The sequence below is a fragment of the Proteiniphilum saccharofermentans genome, assembly GCF_900095135.1.
Classification (GTDB): Bacteria; Bacteroidota; Bacteroidia; order Bacteroidales; family Dysgonomonadaceae; genus Proteiniphilum; species Proteiniphilum saccharofermentans.
The window spans coordinates 1,158,604-1,180,238 of record NZ_LT605205.1; the positions used below are offsets into that span (position 1 = coordinate 1,158,604).

The 21,635-nt window shown below is 42.9% G+C and carries 9 protein-coding genes and 1 pseudogene; 1 reads left to right on the top strand and 9 read right to left on the bottom strand.

Features of this window, described 5'->3' with window-relative positions:
* Positions 1-124 precede the first annotated feature (124 nt).
* Positions 125-4,408 (bottom strand): two-component regulator propeller domain-containing protein, encoded by a 4,284-nt coding sequence (locus PSM36_RS04590; RefSeq protein ID WP_076932049.1) that lies wholly within the window; start codon positions 4,406-4,408, stop codon positions 125-127.
* A 71-nt stretch (positions 4,409-4,479) separates the two neighbouring features.
* Positions 4,480-5,328 (bottom strand): annotated as a pseudogene (locus PSM36_RS04595) (glycoside hydrolase family 43 protein); the annotation flags it as partial.
* A 397-nt stretch (positions 5,329-5,725) separates the two neighbouring features.
* On the opposite strand from PSM36_RS04595, the gene PSM36_RS04600 reads away from it, so the two are divergent.
* The gene (locus tag PSM36_RS04600; protein ID WP_076929265.1) at positions 5,726-8,110 is read left to right on the top strand and encodes a TonB-dependent receptor; all 2,385 of its coding nucleotides are present in this window, start codon (positions 5,726-5,728) and stop codon (positions 8,108-8,110) included.
* On the opposite strand, the gene PSM36_RS04605 is transcribed toward PSM36_RS04600, so the two are convergent.
* The 7 genes from PSM36_RS04605 to PSM36_RS04635 all read right to left on the bottom strand — a co-directional run bounded on the left by PSM36_RS04605 (position 8,111) and on the right by PSM36_RS04635 (position 21,592).
* Entirely contained in the window at positions 8,111-10,009 is a 1,899-nt protein-coding gene (locus PSM36_RS04605; RefSeq protein WP_076929268.1) for a BNR-4 repeat-containing protein, read from the bottom strand. It lies immediately after the preceding gene.
* Positions 10,010-10,030: 21 nt separating this feature from the next.
* On the bottom strand, positions 10,031-11,032 hold the full coding sequence (locus PSM36_RS04610; protein ID WP_076929270.1) for a glycoside hydrolase family 43 protein: 1,002 nt from the start codon (positions 11,030-11,032) through the stop codon (positions 10,031-10,033).
* A 190-nt stretch (positions 11,033-11,222) separates the two neighbouring features.
* Positions 11,223-13,718, bottom strand: a complete 2,496-nt coding sequence (locus tag PSM36_RS04615) for a sugar-binding domain-containing protein (RefSeq protein WP_076929273.1) — start codon at positions 13,716-13,718, stop codon at positions 11,223-11,225.
* A 19-nt stretch (positions 13,719-13,737) separates the two neighbouring features.
* A complete protein-coding gene (locus tag PSM36_RS04620; protein WP_076929275.1) occupies positions 13,738-15,321 on the bottom strand; it encodes a glycoside hydrolase in 1,584 nt (527 codons plus the stop codon).
* A gap of 82 nt (positions 15,322-15,403) precedes the next feature.
* Positions 15,404-17,032: a RagB/SusD family nutrient uptake outer membrane protein gene (locus tag PSM36_RS04625; RefSeq protein ID WP_076932051.1), complete on the bottom strand. Its 1,629-nt coding sequence runs from the start codon at positions 17,030-17,032 to the stop codon at positions 15,404-15,406.
* A 5-nt stretch (positions 17,033-17,037) separates the two neighbouring features.
* Positions 17,038-20,070, bottom strand: coding sequence for a SusC/RagA family TonB-linked outer membrane protein (locus PSM36_RS04630; RefSeq protein WP_076929277.1), 3,033 nt, complete (start codon positions 20,068-20,070; stop codon positions 17,038-17,040).
* 16 nt (positions 20,071-20,086) lie between these two features.
* Entirely contained in the window at positions 20,087-21,592 is a 1,506-nt protein-coding gene (locus tag PSM36_RS04635) for a hypothetical protein (protein ID WP_076929279.1), read from the bottom strand.
* Positions 21,593-21,635: the final 43 nt, after the last annotated feature.

Below are 21,635 nucleotides of genomic sequence, written 5' to 3' on the forward strand. Positions count from 1 at the left end.
TACACATTAAAGCATCTTGCATATTAATGCAGGTCTAGTATTATATTCACTGTTGCCGAATAAGCGCCCTATGAATAATGGGTGAATGGTATCAAACTATTTATTCGGTGCTGTTTTTTGTTCTTCAACTAATCATTTGCCCGTATTTTGAAGGGGAGCAGTTAAAATGTGTTTTGAAGCACTTGCTGAAATAGAAAGGATCTTCAAATCCGACTTTGTAAGACACTTCTGCGACCGTCAGATCCTCTTCGAGAAGATATTTGGCAGCCCTGTTAAGCCTTTTTATCTTGATCAGTTCGTTGGGTGACATTCCTGTTATTCCTTTTACTTTTTTATAGAAAACAGTACGCCTTTGCTTTGCCAGCTCTGCAAATTTATCTACGGAAAACAGCGTATCGCTAAGGTGTTCTTCTAGGATACTGTCGATCAATTGAAGGAATTTTTTGTCCTGGTCGGTGGAGGTTATTAAATTTCCATCGAAAACATGATCTTTGGAGAATCGTTTCTTTAATTGTTCGCGTTGTTCTATCAGCTTAAATACCCTGGTCACTAAGTATTTTATACTGAAAGGTTTGGTTATATATGCATCGGCACCGCTTTGGATACCCTCCACCTGATGATCAAGCGAAGAATGGGCGGTCAGCATGATAATAGGGATATGACATGTCTCAAACTCTTCTCTTAGTTTACGGGTGACTTCAAATCCGTCCATTCCCGGCATCATCACATCACAAATGATCATGTCAGGATTTGTTTGTATTGCTTTTTCCAAACCCGATTTGCCTTCTTCTGCCGTATCCACCATAAAATATTTACTGAATTCATCTACCAGGAAATTACGGATATCATCATTGTCATCAATAATCAACAATTTGTAATTCGACAATGTGGTATCATCGATTTCCGGCAACCGGATATTCTCCATTATTGGACTGGACAGTGATAACTTATTATTGTCACACTCAGAAGGCAGTATATCGTGGTGCAGGGGGGTAATAAAATTTTCACCTTCATATATTTGGGCATTTGTGGATAATTCAACATTAAACAAAGAGCCTTGATCCTGATTGCTCTCATACCAGATCCTACCTTTATGTACCTCCACAAATTCTTTAACCAAAGATAAGCCGATACCTGTACCTTCAGATGAGAAGTTAATCTGCATAAAACTGCTAAAGAGAATATGTTGTTTTTCTTTCGGTATTCCAATTCCGTTATCTTTAACGGATATTAAACATGTTTCCTGAGTCGGATTAAATTTTAGGGCTAATTCAATTTCTCCTCCCCGGGGGGTATATTTAAACGCATTGGACAATAGGTTGTAGATGATCTTGTCCACTTTCCGACTGTCGATAAACATCTTAAATTGATTCTCTTCACAATAAAATGTATAGTGTATATTCTTTTGAGCCGCTGCTATCTGGAAGTTGTTGAAAATTTCTTTTGAAAACTCAACGATATCTGTTTCTTCCAGGTCAAGAGTGAGTATGTTATTCTGTAATTTCCTGAATTCCAGCAGTTGGTCGATCAGACGGGTTAATATTGTCGAATTTCTATCCAGCACATTGAGTTGCTGTCTTATAGGTTCGGGAGTATCATTCAGGCTGTTCAAATTTTCCACGGTTCCCCTTATCAATGTCAGCGGTGTACGGAACTCATGGGATATATTGGTAAAGAAGCGGAGCTTATGGTTTGTCAGTTCCTTTTCTATCTCTATGTTATTGTTTAATTTGTTGAATTTTCTGATTAGCCTTATAACTATATATACCATAGTTAAGGCTAATACCAAATACACCATATAGGCATACCACGATGCCCATATCGGGGGTGTTATTTCTATGTTTAAACTGGTTACTTCCTCATTCCATATACCGCTGCTGTTGGTTCCCCTTACTAAAAACAGATATTTTCCCGGAGGCAGGTTTTTATAATCTGCACTATTTGTAGAGCTTACTATACTCCATGTTTTATCGTATCCGGTCAGCATGTAGGTATATTTGTTATTGGGGGAATCTTTCAGATCGAGTGCAGCAAATTCGATCCTTATACTATTTTCCTTATGATTTAACTTTATATCGGTTGCATAGCTTATTGCGGTTTTTACGGACGGATTTCTGGTATTTCCGCTAAGCGACTGATTGTTTACATAGAAGCCTGTTAATGTTACATCGCAGACATTCGTGCCGGGTACAAATAATTCCGGGTTAAAATAGAGCAGGCCGTTGAGGCTGCCCCATAACATATATTTGTTGGTAGAATAGATATTCGCATTCTCATTGTATTGGTTCCCATGCGACTTTTCTGCAAACTGATAGACCATGGAGGATTGATTGTCTTTATCGAATTTGGTTATGCCGCTCTCCGTACTGATCCATAAATTGTTGTTTTCATCTTCCAGTATTCCTGTAATAAAATTACCGGATAAACCATCTTCAACCGTATATGCTTTAAATGACTCTTCTTCGGTCTGCGTGGGAGGGATGTATTTATTCAATCCTCCTCCCGCAGTGCCTATCCATATTGTACCTTCGCTATCCTCAAAAATTGTTTTTATATCATTGCAATTTAATCCATTCTGACCATCAAACAGATTCATCTTATTGGCGGTATAAGCCTGAGGGTCGTTTATCAACTTATCGGGATCAAAGCGCAGTATACCATCCCGACTTCCTACCCAAAATATTCCGTTGGAATCCTGTAAGATACATCTTATATAGCTTCTATTGCCTTCATTGTGAAAGAAATATTTAAAATGAATATCATCCAACGTCTCTTCGGCCAGGATCAATCCTCTACCAAACGATCCCAGCCACATACGGTCTTTATGATCTTTCATGATGCAAAATACCGCATCTACGGTCTGATTGACGGAAAAATGGTGTAATTGTTCTTTTGTTTGGGGATCGATTATATATAATCCCTTGCCTTTGGTGCCAACCCAAAGCCTGTCAGATGCATCCTGGGTAATTGCATAGGGATTAATGTCTTCGTAAACAGATTTGCCGGTTCTCAAATCATTATCGTACAAATAAAGATTGCCGTTTTTCGTTCCAAACCATATATTGTTAAAATTATCTTCATATATGGATCGTACATTATTATTTTTTCCGACAGAAGATTCTTCTTCTGGCTTAATAGTCTGTACATGGTAATCCGATTCAACGACTTTTATGATACCTGCATATTCACTACCAATCCATATATTACCGTTCCTATCCTCGGTTATGGAAAGGAGATAATCGGAGGCCGGACTATTTTTATTGGAGGAATACTTGAAATGCTGTAAATTTTCAGAATCAGGTTCGTAAAGAAAAATACCATTTCCATATGTTGTGATCCAAATATAATTTTTTGAATCGATAAATACATTATAGCGTTCCAGATCAATTGATTTTAAAATATCATTAGGAATCAGGGGAAGTTTCTTCAGTTTTTGGTTTGATATATTGTAATACCACATATATCCCGAATGATTATACAACCATAAACCGCCATTCTTATCCGTAATTAAATTGATATTGCCTCTTTGCATATCTTTATCGTTCATCCAGACAGAGATCTCCAATTGTTTATTCCTTACGTTATAATTTAAAAGCTTATTGTTTTCAGTAATGATGAGTAATTCCGAATCCGAAATAACGGCAATATCCGTAAAGAGATCATAGAATTGGGTATCTATTTCGTTGAATGTTTCTTTCGATATGTCATATTCTATAATAAAACGTTCATCTGTAATAAAATAAATCTTGTTCTTTTGCTCTACGGCATTTATGAAAGTATTGTTTTTCTTGTATGATGTAAACTCTCTTCCGTCCTTTATCCCCAATACACAACCGTCACCTCCAATCCAGACGGTAGATTTAGAATCCTCGAAAAGAAACGTGCAATCAATTTTGGGTTCCGTGAAAAACTGATTTGTAACAAAGGATTGGCCTCTTTTTATTATTTGCACACAGCCGTTTATATTGCCCCATAACCAGATATCGCCATTTTCAGCTTCATAATAATCCGTATAATAAAGCGATTGATTGTTGTGTAATCTTATTCTGTTTTTGCTGTAAAACAAATCTTTATAGGGATCGTAACAACAAAATTCATTATCGTATGTTTTTATCCAGATATAGCCATCACGGTCCAGATGTACATCCTTTATCTGATGGTCAATCAAAGAATAGGGATTGCCCAGCTCAGGTAAAAATGTAACAAACTTATACCCGTCATATTTATTTAATCCCCCTAAAGTTGCCGCCCAGATAAATCCTTTCTTATCCTCAATAATGGCTCTGACCGTGTTTTGAGACAAACCTTTATTTGTGTTGATTTGATGAAACCGGATATCGCCTCTTACATTAGAAAACAGAGCCAAACCATGCATTAAAATGCAGGATAATATAATTAATTCCTTCATGTATTTATCTCTATATTTCATCAGGCACAACAATGTGAATAAACTTACAAAAACGTTTCTATTTATCTTCTTAGATTTCTAAGTATACTTTCCGATACTTTAAATGCTGTTCCATGTCTTGTTCCGCCAGGGAAAGAGATAGAATCGGATACATCTTCCCAATGCAGCATATCTTTTGAACGTACAGCTCCGTATTTCCGATCCCTGTATTTATCGAAATAGACATACACATAATCATCTACCAGAAGAGGTGCAGGCCCTTCCGCCCAGTAATTACCGATAATAGGGGCAGATACTTCAGTAGGAAAATCATACGGTTTTGTATGAAAAGTTACCCGGATATTTTTTTCGGCAGGCGCCGAATTCTCATTTTTTACAAACAGATAGTACAGACTATCCTTTTCCAATATGGCTCCGTCTATTACGCTAAAGCCGGGTTCAAAAAAGAGTCTGGTATCACTGAATGTTTTAAAATCTTTGGTGGTTACATAGTATTGCCGATGGTTAAGACCCTGTTCACTTTCTGAGGTTGGCAGTTCGGGAAAGGCGCCTGGGACGGTGGATGCCCAGAAAATATAGAATGTTTTGCTTTTCTTATCATAAAACAATTCAGGTGCCCAACTGTTCTTTGTCCCTTCGAATTTTTCCATCACCGGGATATTTTGTTGTTCAGACCAATGTATAAGATCTCGGGATGAGGCATAACCAATTCCCAGATCCCACCATCCAGTGGTCCACACCATGTGGAAAGTACCCGATTCATCCTGGACGATACTTGGATCGCGCATCAGTTTATCTTTTCCTATTTCGGGTTTCAGTAAAACAGAGTCGTCAAATAAAGCTTCCCATTTCAGCCCATCCTCACTGTAAGCCAAATGCAACCCGTCACCATTTCCTTTAAAATAAGAGAACAGATAGATTTCTTTTTCATTTTTCGTATTTTGCTTGTTGTTACAAGCGCTTAGGCATAGTAATAAGAGTGCTAATCCGATTAAATTTTTCATATTTACAATTGAAAGGTTTATAGTATTCAGTGAAGACAGTAGATTTCGGTTTATGGCTGTCACAAACCATTTTGCGTATGCTAGCTCCTGTTCTCCATCCTCTAAAACAAAGATACATAAAAATATTCGGTAAAAATAGCCGATTTTTATTCATTCTGCAATACTAATAGTATCCTTGCCGTGTTTTGATGTTAAAAAAGCAACTCCTCGAAGAGTGATTAAAAGAGAAAGAATTTCAATTTTCAAACAAAGGAAGGTTGTATTTTGTTCTCTAGTTCGAACAAATGGTAGCAGTAAGATAAATCCCAGCAAAATGTATAGATTGACAGGAATTCTCTTTTTCCTTTTGGCAGTATGCAATGTATCTGCACAAAAAGGCGCGATTACCGGACGGGTATATCATGGTACTACCAATGAACCTATTGAGTATGCGACAATACTGATACAGGGGACTGACCGTGGGACAGTATCCGATAGTACGGGAGTCTTCTCCCTTCAGGAGGTAAATCCCGGATTCTTCAGGCTTATCGTGAGCTCAGTCGGTTTCAAAAGTGTAGTTTCTCCTGAAATTCAGGTACAGGGAAACCAAACGGCGTTCATCGATATAGCGCTGGCTGAAGACGAAATTGCATTAAAAGAAGTGGTCGTACGCCCCAATTTTGAGACGCGCCGTATTGAAAGTCCAGTCTCCTCTTTTTTTGTGAATGTGCAGCAGATAGAAAAAAGTGCCGGGGTTAACCGTGATGTGTCTAAGGCATTGCAAACACTGCCCGGAGTCGGAGCCATGGATCCTAACAGGAACGATCTTATTGTACGCGGCGGGGGACCTTCCGAGAATGTCTTTTATCTCGACGGAATTGAAATCCCGGTAATCAACCACTTTGCCACACAAGGATCATCAGGGGGAGCTATCGGAGTGATAAATCCCGATTTTGTACGTGAAATAGATTTTTATACCGGGGCCTTTCCTGCTAACCGTACCAACGCTTTGAGCTCGGTGATGGAGATACGACAAAAAGAGGGTAGCAAGGATCGTATTCATACAAAGCTATCGGTTGGTGCTTCTGATGCAGCATTGACAATCGATGGTCCTGCCGGGGACAATGCCACCTTCATCGTGTCGGCACGGCAGTCTTACCTGCAATTACTATTCAAGGCACTTAAATTGCCATTCTTGCCTACCTATAATGATTTTCAGGTAAAATATAAATATGACATCAACAGGAAAAACGAAATTACGTTTATCGGAATCGGAGCGATTGATCATATGACTTTGAACAAAGAGCTTCAAACAACCGGCACCGAAAGCCAAAAGTATATTCTCAACTACCTGCCAATCTATGAACAATGGAATTACACGGTAGGTGCGGTCTATAAACGTTTTAGTGATAACCATCTCGACACATGGGTCCTCAGCAGGAATATGCTTCGCAATAAGAATTACAAGTTTGAAGACAACAATGAATCAAAACAAAAGACATCAGACTACCTCTCGGACGAAGCTGAAAATAAACTTCGTTTTGAACGTGATTTCCGATCCCTGCCGGTACAACTTAAAGTAGGAGGAGGATTACGCTACTCTCGCTATGTAAATGACACTTACAGACGTTTATACAGAAACGGTAGCGTAACTGATCTTCGGTATAACACAGAACTAAACCTTTTTGGTTATCAACTGTTTGCGCAGGTGTCTGACGAGTATATGGACAACCGCCTGAAACTCTCCTTTGGACTTAATACGGTAGGAAATAATTTCAATAAAAATATGCAGAATCCGTTGAATCAACTTTCTCCGAGATTGTCTGCCTCGTATTCCTTGTCGGGACGTTGGAGTATCAATGCAAATCTCGGACGTTATACTGCCCAACCGGCCTATACGACAATGGGATTCAAAGATGGAGAAGGTAAATTTGTAAATCGCAATGAAAATTTAAAGTATATAGTCTCCGATCAACTGGTGCTGGGTTTCGAACATCGTCCACATGAAAATATGCGATGGACAATGGAAGGATTCTATAAGCATTATGACAAATACCCTCTCTCGGTTGTAGACGGTTTGAGCATCGCCAGCAAGGGCACCGATTACGGACAGGTAGGCGATGAGGAGATTATTTCTACGGGCAAGGGAAGAGCTTACGGTATAGAGATCATGTACAAAATTACAGAATGGAAAAATCTCAATCTTACATCTACCTATACATGGTTCAGGAGTGAATTTACCGATAATAACCTGGTTTATCGTCCCTCTTCATGGGATACCAGGCACCTGCTCAATCTTATTGTGGGATATCGTATCGCAAATAATTGGAACATTGCGGCCAGATGGAGATATGTGGGAGGGGCTCCCTATTCTCCTATTGATGAATCGCTCTCATCGGATAGGGAAGCGTGGGATGTAATAAACCAGGCTTATATTGATTACTCCCGCTTCAACACGCTAAGGCTAAGCGATTCGCACCAACTCGATGTCCGGGTTGACAAGGAATTCTATTTTAATAAATGGCTGCTCAACCTCTATGTTGACATTCAGAATGTTTACAACTTCAAAAGTCAGAGACCTCCGATATATACAAATAGGAATCAAAACGGAGACATAATTTCCGATCCGGGAGGGGACTTTTCCAAACAGGGACTGAGAGTGCTCGAGAACAGTAGCGGTACAATTCTTCCAACAATCGGACTGATTATTAAGATGTGATCAGGGAGAGATAATAGTTATCATGTTTATTTCATCCTGAGACAACGACCTGTTATAAATCCGGATGTTCTGTATAACGCCTTTAAATCCACCGGAGACCACTTCTGAAAGGGATAATTCCTTTATTTCGGCATGTTGATCGATAAGCCCGTCGATATAAGTTCTTAAAACACCATCTTCGTAGGTGATGGCCAATTGAAATGATTCCGGTTTCACAGGAGCGTACCAATGTCCTCCTGTTCCCCTGTTTTGCATTTTCCATGCGTCGGAATTAGCCAATATATTGCTGCTGATTATTTCACTATTTCCCATTTTTATATAAGGTTTTGACTGTTCACCCTCTTTAAGGCCATATGCGAAAGCATCGGTTTTTAAAATCTCGCCGTAATATGCATCATGATCGACAGCAACCGTAGCAATAATGGTAAACTTATCCGATTTAGGTATGTCGATAACTTTTAAATCGCCCGGGGAAACAACGTCCTCCGGATGTTGATACAGAAGACCGTTATCGGGATTGATTTCACCTGAAGGAATATGTATATTGGTATGTATGGCGGTGGGATAACCTGGCCGCGCGGAACTTACAATCCAGTCATAATAATCGCCATTCATCCACACCATTTGCGGATTCTTTCCTTCATTGGTTATGACAAAGGGACGGATATTGTTTTTGGGAGAATCGTATGTCAACTGCTCCGTGAATGCCACTGTCCCTTCGGATGTAACGGTGAACTTCTTGAGTTCATATACAAGCCCGTGCTTCCCTTCCACCGGTACTGAGCCGTAGATAATTGACGGATCGGCTTTATCGATAGCCATACCGCCGCTGTAACATTTCTCTAAATCGGGAGTCTGGTGAAAATGGCCTCCCGCATGCGACAGGAATGTTTTACGCCACTCTGTGCCTGTCCACCTTACATGGTAATATTCATGAGAACTCTTATCCTCACTTATCCTCACCACGGCGATCACCGGTTTTTCTTCATCCGTTACTGAAATTTCCCACAACCAGTTGCGGTAAGGAGAGTCTTCAGCAACCGCATCGGGATAGCTTTTTCTGTAATCTGCAGTAGCTTCCACATTGTGTAAAATTCCACTTCCTACCTCCGCTAATTTTTGGCCTTTGATATCTTTCAGTTCATAGGTGTTGATATCGATATAATTGAAGTAGATATAATTGACGCTTTGATTGTCAGGATGGGTTGTAGTGTAGGCCAGATATATTTTGTCTTTTCCATTCGACATGTATTTTGCATAAGGCCTTACTCCTCTTCCGCCTTCCTGTGATTGCAGGATCTGATAAGGGCCCCAGTCAAAGCGAACTTTATCCTCCTTGTCGGGCATAGTGAGTCTGGCAATGGTGGGATGCCATCCTATTCCACGCCAGCAGAGATAGATATGGTCAGGATCATCGGAGAGGATGAAAGGAGAGGGGTAGGTGGTGTTATCAGCTGTTTCCAAGCGTATTTCCTTGCACAATGTAGAGATATCACCCGGTTTCCGGGAGATGCGATAGTAAAAACAAGGCTCATCGGTATGACGTGAGTAGAAAATCATGACCCGTTCGTCGGGCAGCACAATGAATGTGGGATTATTATGATCATCGGGTTGGAACCACGAGCGGATCAAAACCTCACTGGTTTTGTTGGTAAGATGATCTATTTGCGTAGCCTTGATATTGCCATGTACATCAATATAACCGATATAGGTGCTTCTAATCGTACCACTTTGGTTTTCATAATAGACAGCACGTGGATCGGCAAACCAGCACCAGGCCCCTTTTCCCGTTATGGTGTTCACCGCGATACCCTGGCTGTCAACTTGCGTGGTAGCCCAGATATAGGCATTCGCCGATGCTACAAAGCATACAACTAAAAAAATAATTATTCTGTTCATGTATCCAGTTACTTCATTGTATTACCGGTATCTTTTCCCCACTACTAATCTGTCACCGGAAAGATCTACCTCGAACAAATGTGGAATCCTGTGGTAATGCCCGTTTCTGTTTTCATGACTATGTACCGACATCAGCCATTTGCCGTCAAAAGTCTGAAATAACATCCCATGTCCGAAATTCGGCGGGGTGATAGGTTTTTCTTCATGTATCCATGGTCCGTCTAATGTGCCGCTTTCCGAATAGGCGACTCCCTGCATATATATGTCAAACACCCAGCTTGTCCATATCATACCCAACCGTCCGGTACCTGTACGGAACAGGAAGGGCCCATCGGTTACTTTACTGCGCCTTAATCCGCCATTTTCATCATTTTCGCAACTCCATGGTGAATCACTGGCACGGAATAGTAATTGTCCTTCACCTATCGATCCGCTTAAATCGGGTTTCAGTTCTATCTTCTCCATTGTTCCGTCCCAGTTTTGTAACCATTCGTAGCAATACACCATATAAGGCTTTCCATCTGTATCCACCCAGAAAGTTCCGTCTAATGTCGGTTTATCGGCCGGCAGATAGATAGGGTCCTTCATCGGCACATAGGGGCCGTCTGGCTGGTCGCTAACCAGGATATGGCTGGCACGGCGCTCAATGGGATTTCCTTTTACCGTATCGATAATTACAGCCCTGTTCGTGAAAGTGGCGAAATAATAATATTTGTCTTTATATGTGTGCAACTCGGCTGCCCATATCATTGGGTTCGGTCCCATCCAGGAATCCGGATCGGTCTCTGCCACCTGATAGGGGCCTGTCCATAGCTTCAGGTCTTTGCTTTTCCATAACCTGCCGCCGGTACCGGTCATATAATACATTTTCGTTTTCTGATCTGCCAAAATAGCCGGATCGCTTAACACGATAGAGTCTAACGGTATATTTTCCCGTAGGGAATATCTTCTGTTTCCTTGTTGTGCAAAAACCACAAGGGATGCCAATAAATATCCCGCAAAAAACATAAATACCTTTCTCATAACAAATTAAGTTTTATCTGTGAGTCGTTATTCATTTGTATCTGAAAAATGTTTACACAGAATTCAAAGGTAGACTGGCTGCATATAAACAAACTCGAACTATCACTTAAAAAGGTTGAGTTATCACTCTAAATAACAAATTAATTCCATTTGACCGTTCTTTGAATCGTATGGGTGGCTGAAGTATTAACTATTCAGCGTTCAATGTTATTTCTGCCGGTTCTAGCCAGGGAGAAGTAAAGTCTATCTTTATTTCGCCCTGCTCACCGGTTGCCTGTACATAGGCCAGGATACGGCCGTGGAATACACGGTGCCTGTTATCGGTATAGTCGGTCATATCGGAATTGTTGCTGGCTTCCAGACCGAGGAGTTTGGCAGGACCGCTTATCCGGCAGGTAACCTCGTCGTCCGACAGCATCACCGGGATGCCGTCTTCATCCACTACCTGTACCACAATATGGGAAAATCCTTTCTCTTTTTTTATCTGTTTGTCAGCCTGGACGATCCGTAAGGCATGGGGACGTTTCGATGACTGTATGGTATAGCCGGAAACAGGGTTGTTATCCTTATCCATACCCACCACTTCCAATTTTCCGGCTTTGTAGGGGATATCCCAGAATATAATGCCGGTATTGTCGTCATACTCTTTTGTCTCGCCGACCTCTGTCCCGTTCAGCAACAGTTTTGCTTTGGCGGCATTGGTATAGCATACCACCCGGATCGATTGGCCTTCACTGTAGTTCCATACAGGCCATGCATCCATCGAGGGTGCTCTTTCCACATAGTTCGAGACATTCCCGGTTTCCGTCTGCGACAATACGTCCCTTGACTGGTTCCGGCTTCCTCTGCCCGGTGTGGGATATGTTCCCAGATAGGCCATCGGTTTGTCAGACCATAATGACTGCCGGAAGTATCCTCTGGGCTTGATGAATCCACCGAAATCGAGCAGTCCCGAATAGAAGCCTCTTGAAGGCCATCTGCCCGACTCCCCGAGATAATCGATCCCTGTCCAGAGGAACTGGCCGAAAATATGTTCCCTGTCGCGCGTGGCTTTCCATGCTGCCATATCGTGCCGGTTCTCACTTCCATAGATCACCCGGTCGGGATACTTCTTATGGTCGCTATCGTACCGGTCTTCGGTATAGTTATATCCGGCAATGTCCAATACTCCCGGGTATTCGGTCTCGTTCGACATGGCCACTCCGGCTAATCCCGCGGTCACGGGACGTGCCCGGTCGTATTCTTTTACTACTTTGACCAAACGCTTTGCAATATCACCCAGTTCCATTGCATCAGGGGCATCGGGATTATATCCGCCATAGGTGGCCTGCGTAAATCCCGCTTTCTCTCCTCCGAGAACCGGATGCGAATAGGGATCGTTGGGATAGTCCACCTCGTTACCGATACTCCATGCAAAAACAGAGATATGGTTCCGGTCGCGCCGTACCAGGTCGGCCAGATCTATCTCCCCCCATTCCTTGAATATATCATAAGAGCCCTGAAAGCCGGGAGTCCCTACATTCCAGCCTTCTATCCATTTGCGTTTGGGGAATACCCACTCGTCGTACATTTCGTTGAGTACCAATATCCCCATTTCATCACAGAGTTCGTACAGATCGGTGGCCTGCGGATTGTGACTCGTACGGACTGCATTCACCCCTATCTCTTTCAGGGTCTGTAAACGTCTTTTCCATACTTCCCGGGGAACAGCCGCACCCAGTACACCTGCGTCATGATGTATACATACTCCTTTCACTTTCATCCACTCCCCGTTCAAAGCAAATCCTTTATTGGGATCGAAGGTGTAGGTGCGGAATCCGGTACGGGTTGTGGTCTGATCGGTTTCAACACCATCTCTGAGTATGGTCGTCTTCAACTCATAGAGATTAGGATCGGACAGGGACCACAGTGCCGGTTTATTGATCTTTAAAGAAGTAATCAGTTTGTTGTCATTGCCCGGCTTTGCGGTAAGCCTCTTCGAATCTTTCGCCACAAGTTTACCTTCCGGAGAGAACAGTTCGTTCACAATAGTTAATGAAGTGTTATTTACTTCTTCTCTATTAATATCGACTTCCACATTCAACTGGTAGCCATTCCTTACTTCTTCGGGATAGGCATATACACCCCACTGGGCAATATGTACAGGATTGGCATATACCACCCATACATCGCGGTAAATACCCGAACCGGTGTACCATCGTGAATCGGCATACTGGCTGTGATCGACCCGTACTGCAATTACGTTCTCCTGACCGTATTGAATATAGGGAGTCGCATCATACATGAACGAGATATACCCGTTAGGGCGCTTGCCAAGCGATTGCCCGTTGAGGAATACTTCGCTGCGGTTATAAACTCCTTCGAAATAGAGATATACTTTCTGCCCCTGTTTGTCGGCTGGAATATCGATTGTTTTACGGTACCATCCAATGCCTCCCGGAAGGTATCCCGTGCAACTGGCAAGCGTAGGACTTAACTGACCTTTTACACTCCAGTCATGGGGTAACGATATGGGTTGCCACCTTGTGTCGTCCAACGTGACCGATTGTCCGTCCTGCGCATCGTTCAGGACAAATTTCCAGTTGCCATTGATCTTTTCAGGCGACCCGAAAGATACCTGTGCCTGGAGAGACGGGGCAATGCACATAACCAGTAAAATAACGATTGACAGAGTTTTTTTTCGCATGCGATTATTTTTTAATTAATTAAAATTCATAGACGAATGTAGTAACAGACAAAGGGTCAATTACTGTTTCCTCCCCGGAAGGAGTATTTTCTCCCAGGTCTTTTGTCCGGGATGTTGTATATTGTTTCACTGATGAATGCCTTCCCAGCCCTGTAACGTTCAGATTAATGGCGATAGATTTTCCGGTCATATTGGTATATACCACCACCAGCCGTTTTTTGTCGGGGGACATCCAGGCAGATCCGAAAAACGAGCTCGACGGATTCTCTATGCTCAGATCGACACGTTGGTAACCCGGTCTGATAAACAGACTGTAATTTCCCAGTACCCACAAACTTTTGGTAGCCTCATGCCTGCCGCTTTCGGAAATATCTCCGTAAATACCGCTTCCCGGAACCAGATCGATCAGCAGAAAACGGTTCTTATGATCCCAGCGTGCCATGTCCATACTGGTCCAGAACGACCATGAACTGACATTGGCAGTGGTTAAATCGTGATAAATAACTTTTGACATGTGAAGCGCTATGTCAAGAGGAGTAGCCGACTCGTGGCCGGGGTAATCTTTGTCGTTGAAATGATCTCCAAGCATGCTCCATTCGGTCTGATATATTTTTAATCCTTTTGCTGACGCCGCTGCTCCCAGTTGACTTCTGACACTTTTCATCGTATCCCAGTTTCCGTCTGTCCAGTAACTGTGTCCCCCTATCAGTAGTTCTACATGCGTGAGGTCACCGATATAATTGGCTGACTCGGGCGAGAAAAACTCGGTTATCTGATTGCTGCGGGCAGCATCACCCTTTATTTTATAAAGGTACTCCCAGTCTCCCGATTCCGTAATAAGGATCCTGCTATCCAGATTTTTCCGGCTGAGGGCGTTATCCAGTCCCATAACCAGGCGTTTTATTTCGGCATTTTGCCAGCCACTTCCCTCCTGGCCGCTTTCCCAATTGTATTGAGGCTCGTTCACTGGACTTATGTATGAGAATGTAATATTTTTATTATTTTTGAAATATTCAGCTACGTTGGCCATATAGGCAGCAAAATCATCGTAGTGTTCTTCCTTCAGGTTACTACGTGCTCCGCGTGCCGAAAATCCTTTTCCGTTGTAGGTATAGTGAACCGGCGGCGAATTGCTGAACATTACAAATGACCCGCAACCATACTCACGCGCCTTTTCCAGGAAATACTGTTGCCCCTGTTGACGGCTCCAATCATAAGTCCCGTCAGCATTGAGGAAAGATTCTGCACGGCGCGATTTGTCGTCGATACCACTATCATCACCCTGCTCAGCCGTTCCTGCTCCCAGGTTAAAACGCCACATCGACAAGCCTATTCCTTCAGGGGTACCATTATTGATATCCTGTGAAAATAATAAACGGGCTATCGATTCCTTCTGGTTTGCCTCCCAGTCTCTTCCAACATAGTTGGCCGTCCAGCAGTCGGAAGCACCGAATCCGTCTATCGTCTGAAACGTTTTTCCGATATCAATTGTAACCGTCTTTTCCACATTTGTACCGGACTGTCCGGGTTCTGGATCTGTCCTGTCGTTGCATGCAGAAATTACAAATATTAAAAGTAAGCAGAAATAATATTTAAATTGCATAATAACTGTTATTTTAATAAAACTGCCCCGAATAATTTTTCCGAACTATCCGCGGCAGAGACATGACTACCCTGGAGAACATTTAATTCCAACCCGGATTCTGTGTAATCGAACCATTGGACATGGTGATTTCGTATAGCGGAATCGGGAACAGTAAGTCCCGGTTTTCGTTGAATGTGATCCCTTTATTACTCGGTTCATACTGATTCTCCCATTCGTAAGGATCAGCAGTTGTTTCACTCGTATTCCATTGCACAAATGATCCGTTTACTCCCATAATATTGGCAATCACCTTTTTCCCATTGTCGTCCGTCCAACGACGAATGTCATAAAGTCGGTGGTTTTCACATGCCAGCTCAAGACGACGCTCTGCGCGAATGGCATTCCGAAGTTCATTTCCGCTGGCGGTTACAGCCTCAAGGTTAACACGATTGCGTACCTGGTTTAAAGCATTACGGGCAGTTGCATCGTCACCGGTCTCATTGCAAGCCTCAGCATACATCAAAAGGATGTCGGCATAGCGCAGAATGCGATGATTCAAAGGCACTCTCGGTTGATTATAATTTGCGGGACGTTTAGTAAAAGGCAACCAGAATTTGCGATTGATGCGGGCCGGCTTATGTTTGGCCGGATCAATACAATAAGTGCCGTCACCATTTTGGTTACCCTGAGCAGCAATGAGTTCGTCGAAATTGTCTTCCCCTGCTATTTCTGTTGCGCCGTGCTTGATAATTGTCCATCTCAGTCGTTCTGTGTCTCCGGCTTCAATGAAAGCATTTTCAAGATTGGCAGTGGGTAATCCCCAGGCCCATCCATCCTGATCGCCACCGGAACGGTTGCCTGTTACGATAGACAAGCTGCCGCCAAGTTCATACGTCTCATCATACATATTCTGTACCTCAAAGAGGGACTCTTCATTATTTTCGGCATCTATACTCCATACATCACCGAAATTAGTCATCAGCTTATATTCACCTTCATCGATGACTGTTTTGAGGATATCCCTGGCCTTTTCAAATTTATTCTGATAAAGATATGCTTTCCCCAACATCCCAAGAGCGGCACCGCGAGTTGCACGCCCCATGTCATCGGCACTATATTCACTGCGCTGCGGAAGTACGTTGGCTGCATCTGTGAGATCCTGTTCGATCAAAGCATACACGTCTTCCGTACTCGAACGCGTGATGCCGCTCACTTCTTCCGGCAATAAAAATCCTTCTATAATAGGCACATCGCCGAAGTTCTTTACCAGTTCAAAATAGAAATAAGCACGCAGGAATTTGGCTTCACCAATTAAGCGTTCTTTTTTTCTTTCGTCCCGTATAGGTGCTTCAGGTATACGTTCAATAGCGATATTGCTACGCAGGATACCTTTATAACGGTACTGCCAGAAGTTGGATATGGTACCATTGCTTTGTCCGACACCCTGGTAATGTGCCAGTGAAATATATCCGCTTTGGTCTTGTGTGGTGTTACCCATCCAGAGGTCATCACTACACATATCGGTCAAAATCCAGAAGTTTTCAATCTGCCACCAACCATGATAGGTGATCGCATTGTAGCAGCCAGTCAGAAACGATTCTGCATCGTTTTCACTTTGAAAGTAGGTGTCGAGATTCTCTTGTCCCCTCACATCTTCCACCAGGAAGTCGGAACATGCTGAAAAGGATACGGTGGCAAAGAGTGCCAATATAATAAATATCTGCTTCATAATCATTAGAATTTTAAATCAATACCGAATAAAAAAGTACGCGGATTCGGATAAGCTATCCAGTCAATTCCGGTTTCAATGACGCTTGCACCCATCTGTGGACGTTCCGGATCCATTCCCGAATAGTTGGTAATCGTGAAAGGATTTTGGGCAGAGAATGAGATGCGAAGGTTTGTGCCGGGAATAATATTCTTTGGCAACGTGTAACCCACCTGGAGCAGCTTACAGCGGAAATACGACCCATCTTCCACATAGAAGCTGGAGACGCGGGTGTAATTTAAGTTATTGTCGTTAACCGTTAAGCGGGGAATATCGTTACTGGTTCCTTCGCCGTGCCAAACCTTGTTCAGTGTACCGGCATACACGTTGCTGCCGTTCGTGCCGGCATACAGTCTCTTGGTGGTGTTGAAAATATCGTTACCAAATGTACCGTAAAAGTTAGCATTGAAATCGAAACTCTTATAGTTCAAACCCAAGTTCAGTCCCGCCATTAAATCGGGATAGGCATTGCCGATATAAGTTTTGTCATTTTCATCCAACACACCGTCATGGTTCAAATCTTTGAAACGGATATCACCCGGTTGTGCGTTAGGCTGGAGGATGGTTCCATGTTCATCGGTGTGTGCATACACTTCACTTAAATTCTGGAACAGTCCGTCTGCTACATATCCATAGAAGCGGCCGATTTCTGCACCATCTTCATTACGGATGATCTGATCGGAGTTGAAACCGCCGGTATTGACAGGGCCGTCTCCGGAAAGTTTTACTGCTTTATTTTTTACAGCTGAAAGGTTCAGGCCGATATTATAACTGAAATCATTGGTGATCCTGTCGTTCCAATCGAAGCTCAATTCCCAACCGGTGGCTTTCATGCTCCCGATATTCATGGTTACCTGGCTATTCCAGTCCGGATATCCTACGGCAAAAATATTCTGTTTTCTATAAAGCATGTCGTATGACTTTTTTTGATAGATGTCAAACGTTACATTCAGGCGGGAATCCAAAAAAGACATATCCAATCCTAAGTTATAGTCTTCTACAGTTTCCCATTTCAGCCTGTTGTTACCGACAGAAGAGATAGTCGTACCGGTTACACGGCTTGGGTTTCTACCAAATACGGCGTCAGCGCTTGAGAGAAGGGTCAGGTAAGCGGAGTTGGAGATATTTTGGTTACCTACGCGTCCCCAACCGGCACGTATTTTCAGGTTGTTGAAAATGTCCTGATCCTGCATGAATTCTTCTCCGGTTAAACGCCAGGCTGCCGAAACAGATGGGAATACTGCATATTTGTTGCCCTCAGGGAATTTAGAAGAGCCATCTGTACGGAGTGAAGCGGTCAGATAGTAACGACCATCGTAATTGTACATCACACGCCCGATATAAGAAAGTAAAGTGCTGTATGCAGTATTACCTGTGGCTTGTTGATTCAGTGTGCCGGCACTTACCTCCTGCAAATTTTCGGAATTATTGGGAGTATCGTCGCGTGCTCCCTTTACCCAGTATTCTGCAAAGCGTTCTGCGGTAAAACCCGCCATGAGGTTAAGATTATGTTTATCGTCAAAAGTCCGCATATAATTCGCGGTATTCGTCCAGTTCCAGTCTAACCATTCTTTCATCTCCCGGGAAACATTGCTGTAAGTGGATTTTTCGAGCTGATCGATCTCGAATTCCGGAGTAAAGGCGTCCGAACGACGGATATGGGCATTGGCACCAAACTGGGTGCGTAGTGTTAATCCTTCTAAAGGCGTTAATTGTAAATAGGGATTAACAATTACGCCGTACTCACGGGAGTAAGCGTTCTGGCGCGCAAGTGATGCTACGGGGTTCCACTCCTGGTTGTTGTAAGAGCGCGCATAATTGTTATAGTGATTGTCCACCCATTCTTCCTCCGGTTTAAAAATAGGCGTAGTGGGATCCATAGACATCGCCGCTGAAAATAAATTTGGAGTATTATCCCACGACTCTACACGTGGAGCAATATCAAAGCCCATCTTTATATATTGATTGAATGTATATTCCGTATTCAACCGGACATTGATCTTATCCCAGTAGCCCACATCGTACTGTGAATTGTTACGGAAATAGCCCAGGCTCAAATTATACACAAGTTTGTCGTTTCCTCCCGAAGCGCTGAACGCGTAGTTCTGTACCAGCGCCGTTTTATTGACAACTTCATTCCACCAGTCGGTACCTTCAGCATCGGTGATATTGTCTTTGCTGTTCCATACCGGTGTACGTCCGTCGTTTGTATAACGGGCCTTGAAAACCTGTTCATATTCCGAAGCTTTTGCCATATTCGGATTGGCTATATTCTGGAAACCGACTGAAGAAGTGAAATTGAACAAAGTCTTTCCGGCAGAACCTTTTTTAGTAGTAATCAGGATGACGCCGTTAGAACCACGCGTACCGTAGATAGCAGCAGCCGAAGCATCTTTCAACACTTCCATGGATTCGATGTCGTTGCTGTTCAGAAAATTGATGTTCGTACCTACAGGCATTCCGTCCACCACGTACAATGGGTCGCTGCCATTCACTGTAGTGACACCACGAATCAATACTTTGGGAGTTGTACCCGGTCCGCCTCCACTGGTCACTTGCACGCCATTCACCTTACCCTGAAGGGCATCCATGGCATTACCGGTAGTTACCTTGGTGATCTCCTCTCCTTTTATGGTAGAGATGGAACTGGTCAGGTCGCTTTTCCGCACAGTGCCGTAACCGATCACCACCAGTTCTTCAAGAAGTTCCTGTGCCTCTTCCATCACCACATTGATTGTATTCTGATTAGCTACGCGGATCTCTTGTGTTTCATAACCTATCGAAGAGAAGACAAGTATATCATCTTCAGCGATATTGTTCAATGTGTAATTACCATCCATATCAGTTACAGTCCCGTTACCGGAACCTTTTATCTGTATTGTTGCACCGATCAGCGGCTCATTATCTGTTGCTGAAGTGACTTTACCCCTTACAGTGATTTGCGCATGAGCACCCAGGCTTATCAAGGCAAGACACAATAATAATATCTGTTTTTTCATATCAAATGTTACTTAATTAATTAGCGGGAACCAATTTGGCCCTTTCAAGATGAGCATCAAATATAAGTTTGTAATTTCCAGTGGTATTCACGACCGGTTTCGCCCAGTTATCACCTACATGGTCAGGTTTTGTCCACGCGGGATTGGTGTATTTAGCCTCTTTGCCGTAATATCCGAAGATTTCAGGTTCAGCCGAATTATCCACACGCCATGTACAATAGTTCCACCAACCATCAGAATGCCAATTGTGGATAACGAAGTTCATCTGAGTACCGGCTTCAAGGAATAATGGTTCTTCAAGATAAAAGAGATTCGGGTTTGTCGCATCCTGCGAGAACCGTTCTACCTCCCGGGGATTGCTTGTCATGTAACCAAAATAAAACTCCTGCAGCCAGGAACCGCCGTCTCCCCATGTATCGAGACTTGTTGATCCGTATTTATGAGGTATGGGATTAATAGCTTCGGCAATCGGATAAGTCCTGATACTGTAAGTACTATTCTGGGTATCAAATGTAATCTCATAGTAAATATTGGCCTGTTCCAGTACGATCGGTTTTACTGTTTCAGGATCGTCTGTCAATTTGCTGCTATCTTCCGGATCGAGTCCGAAGCAAATCGGAGAAAAATCGCTCTTTTGCGGCAGGAAGAAGATTTTCGTACCGGCCTGCTGGTTATAGTAATTGGCCTTATATTGATAAGCGCCTGTACGTTCGATACGCATTGGAACCCCGAATACGTCACTGTTCAATTCTTCCACCGTGGCAACGTCTGCCAAGTACATTTTTTCGAAATCGGGCATTTCAGACACGGAGATGATACTGCCGGCTACAGATTCATTTCCCATTCTGTCTACAGCTGTAATCGTCACATTGTACATCTGCTCGATATTCGGCAAAGTGATTCTTTCTACGAAATCAAATGTTTTCTCTCCGTTGGCTTCCAGTCGGAGTGATGTAAAACCGTCTATACCGGGAATCTCAATCGTCACATAATCTAAGGCACGATCGTCTGAAACAGAAAAACGCAGATTAAATTTAGTCTCGGCTTTAATAAGCACCGTAACATTCTTGTCCGGAGAGAGTGTGAATAAAGGTTTCTCAAAGTCACCGTCCAGTGTCACCAGTAAATCTTCCGAGACAGTACGCCCTCCCACGTCGGTCACCGTAACTTTAATAGTAAATTGTTCTCCGGTTTCATCTCTCTGGATATTGAATTTGTAGCTCAGGTCATACGTTTCGAGCGGTTTTTCATAGATCTCAATCAGGTTAATGGTCTTATCGAGATTAAGATCGTCACATTCGAGTCTGATCGCTGAAATCCCGTCTTTGTCGCTGACACTCCCTTCAATGGTGATTGTCCGCCCAACCCCGGATTGAATATGGCTTGTTGTCAATGTCAGCACAGGATTCTGACCGTCAACCTCTGGATATCCATCATCATCATTACATCCTGTAAACCATAAGACTGATAATGAAAAAGTCCATAGCAGGAAGGTAGTAAAAAAATAATTCTTTGTTTTCATTCTTTCATGCTTTTTTAGATTATAACACAATTTTAAATTATAT

What these genes read in the sequence shown, in the direction of transcription:
- PSM36_RS04590 (WP_076932049.1), bottom strand. Translation starts at nt 4,408, where the DNA reads ATGAAGGAATTAATTATATTATCCTGCATTTTAATGCATGGTTTGGCT.
- PSM36_RS04600 (WP_076929265.1), top strand. Translation starts at nt 5,726, where the DNA reads ATGTATAGATTGACAGGAATTCTCTTTTTCCTTTTGGCAGTATGCAAT.
- PSM36_RS04605 (WP_076929268.1), bottom strand. Translation starts at nt 10,009, where the DNA reads ATGAACAGAATAATTATTTTTTTAGTTGTATGCTTTGTAGCATCGGCG.
- PSM36_RS04610 (WP_076929270.1), bottom strand. Translation starts at nt 11,032, where the DNA reads ATGAGAAAGGTATTTATGTTTTTTGCGGGATATTTATTGGCATCCCTT.
- PSM36_RS04615 (WP_076929273.1), bottom strand. Translation starts at nt 13,718, where the DNA reads ATGCGAAAAAAAACTCTGTCAATCGTTATTTTACTGGTTATGTGCATT.
- PSM36_RS04620 (WP_076929275.1), bottom strand. Translation starts at nt 15,321, where the DNA reads ATGCAATTTAAATATTATTTCTGCTTACTTTTAATATTTGTAATTTCT.
- PSM36_RS04625 (WP_076932051.1), bottom strand. Translation starts at nt 17,032, where the DNA reads ATGAAGCAGATATTTATTATATTGGCACTCTTTGCCACCGTATCCTTT.
- PSM36_RS04630 (WP_076929277.1), bottom strand. Translation starts at nt 20,070, where the DNA reads ATGAAAAAACAGATATTATTATTGTGTCTTGCCTTGATAAGCCTGGGT.
- PSM36_RS04635 (WP_076929279.1), bottom strand. Translation starts at nt 21,592, where the DNA reads ATGAAAACAAAGAATTATTTTTTTACTACCTTCCTGCTATGGACTTTT.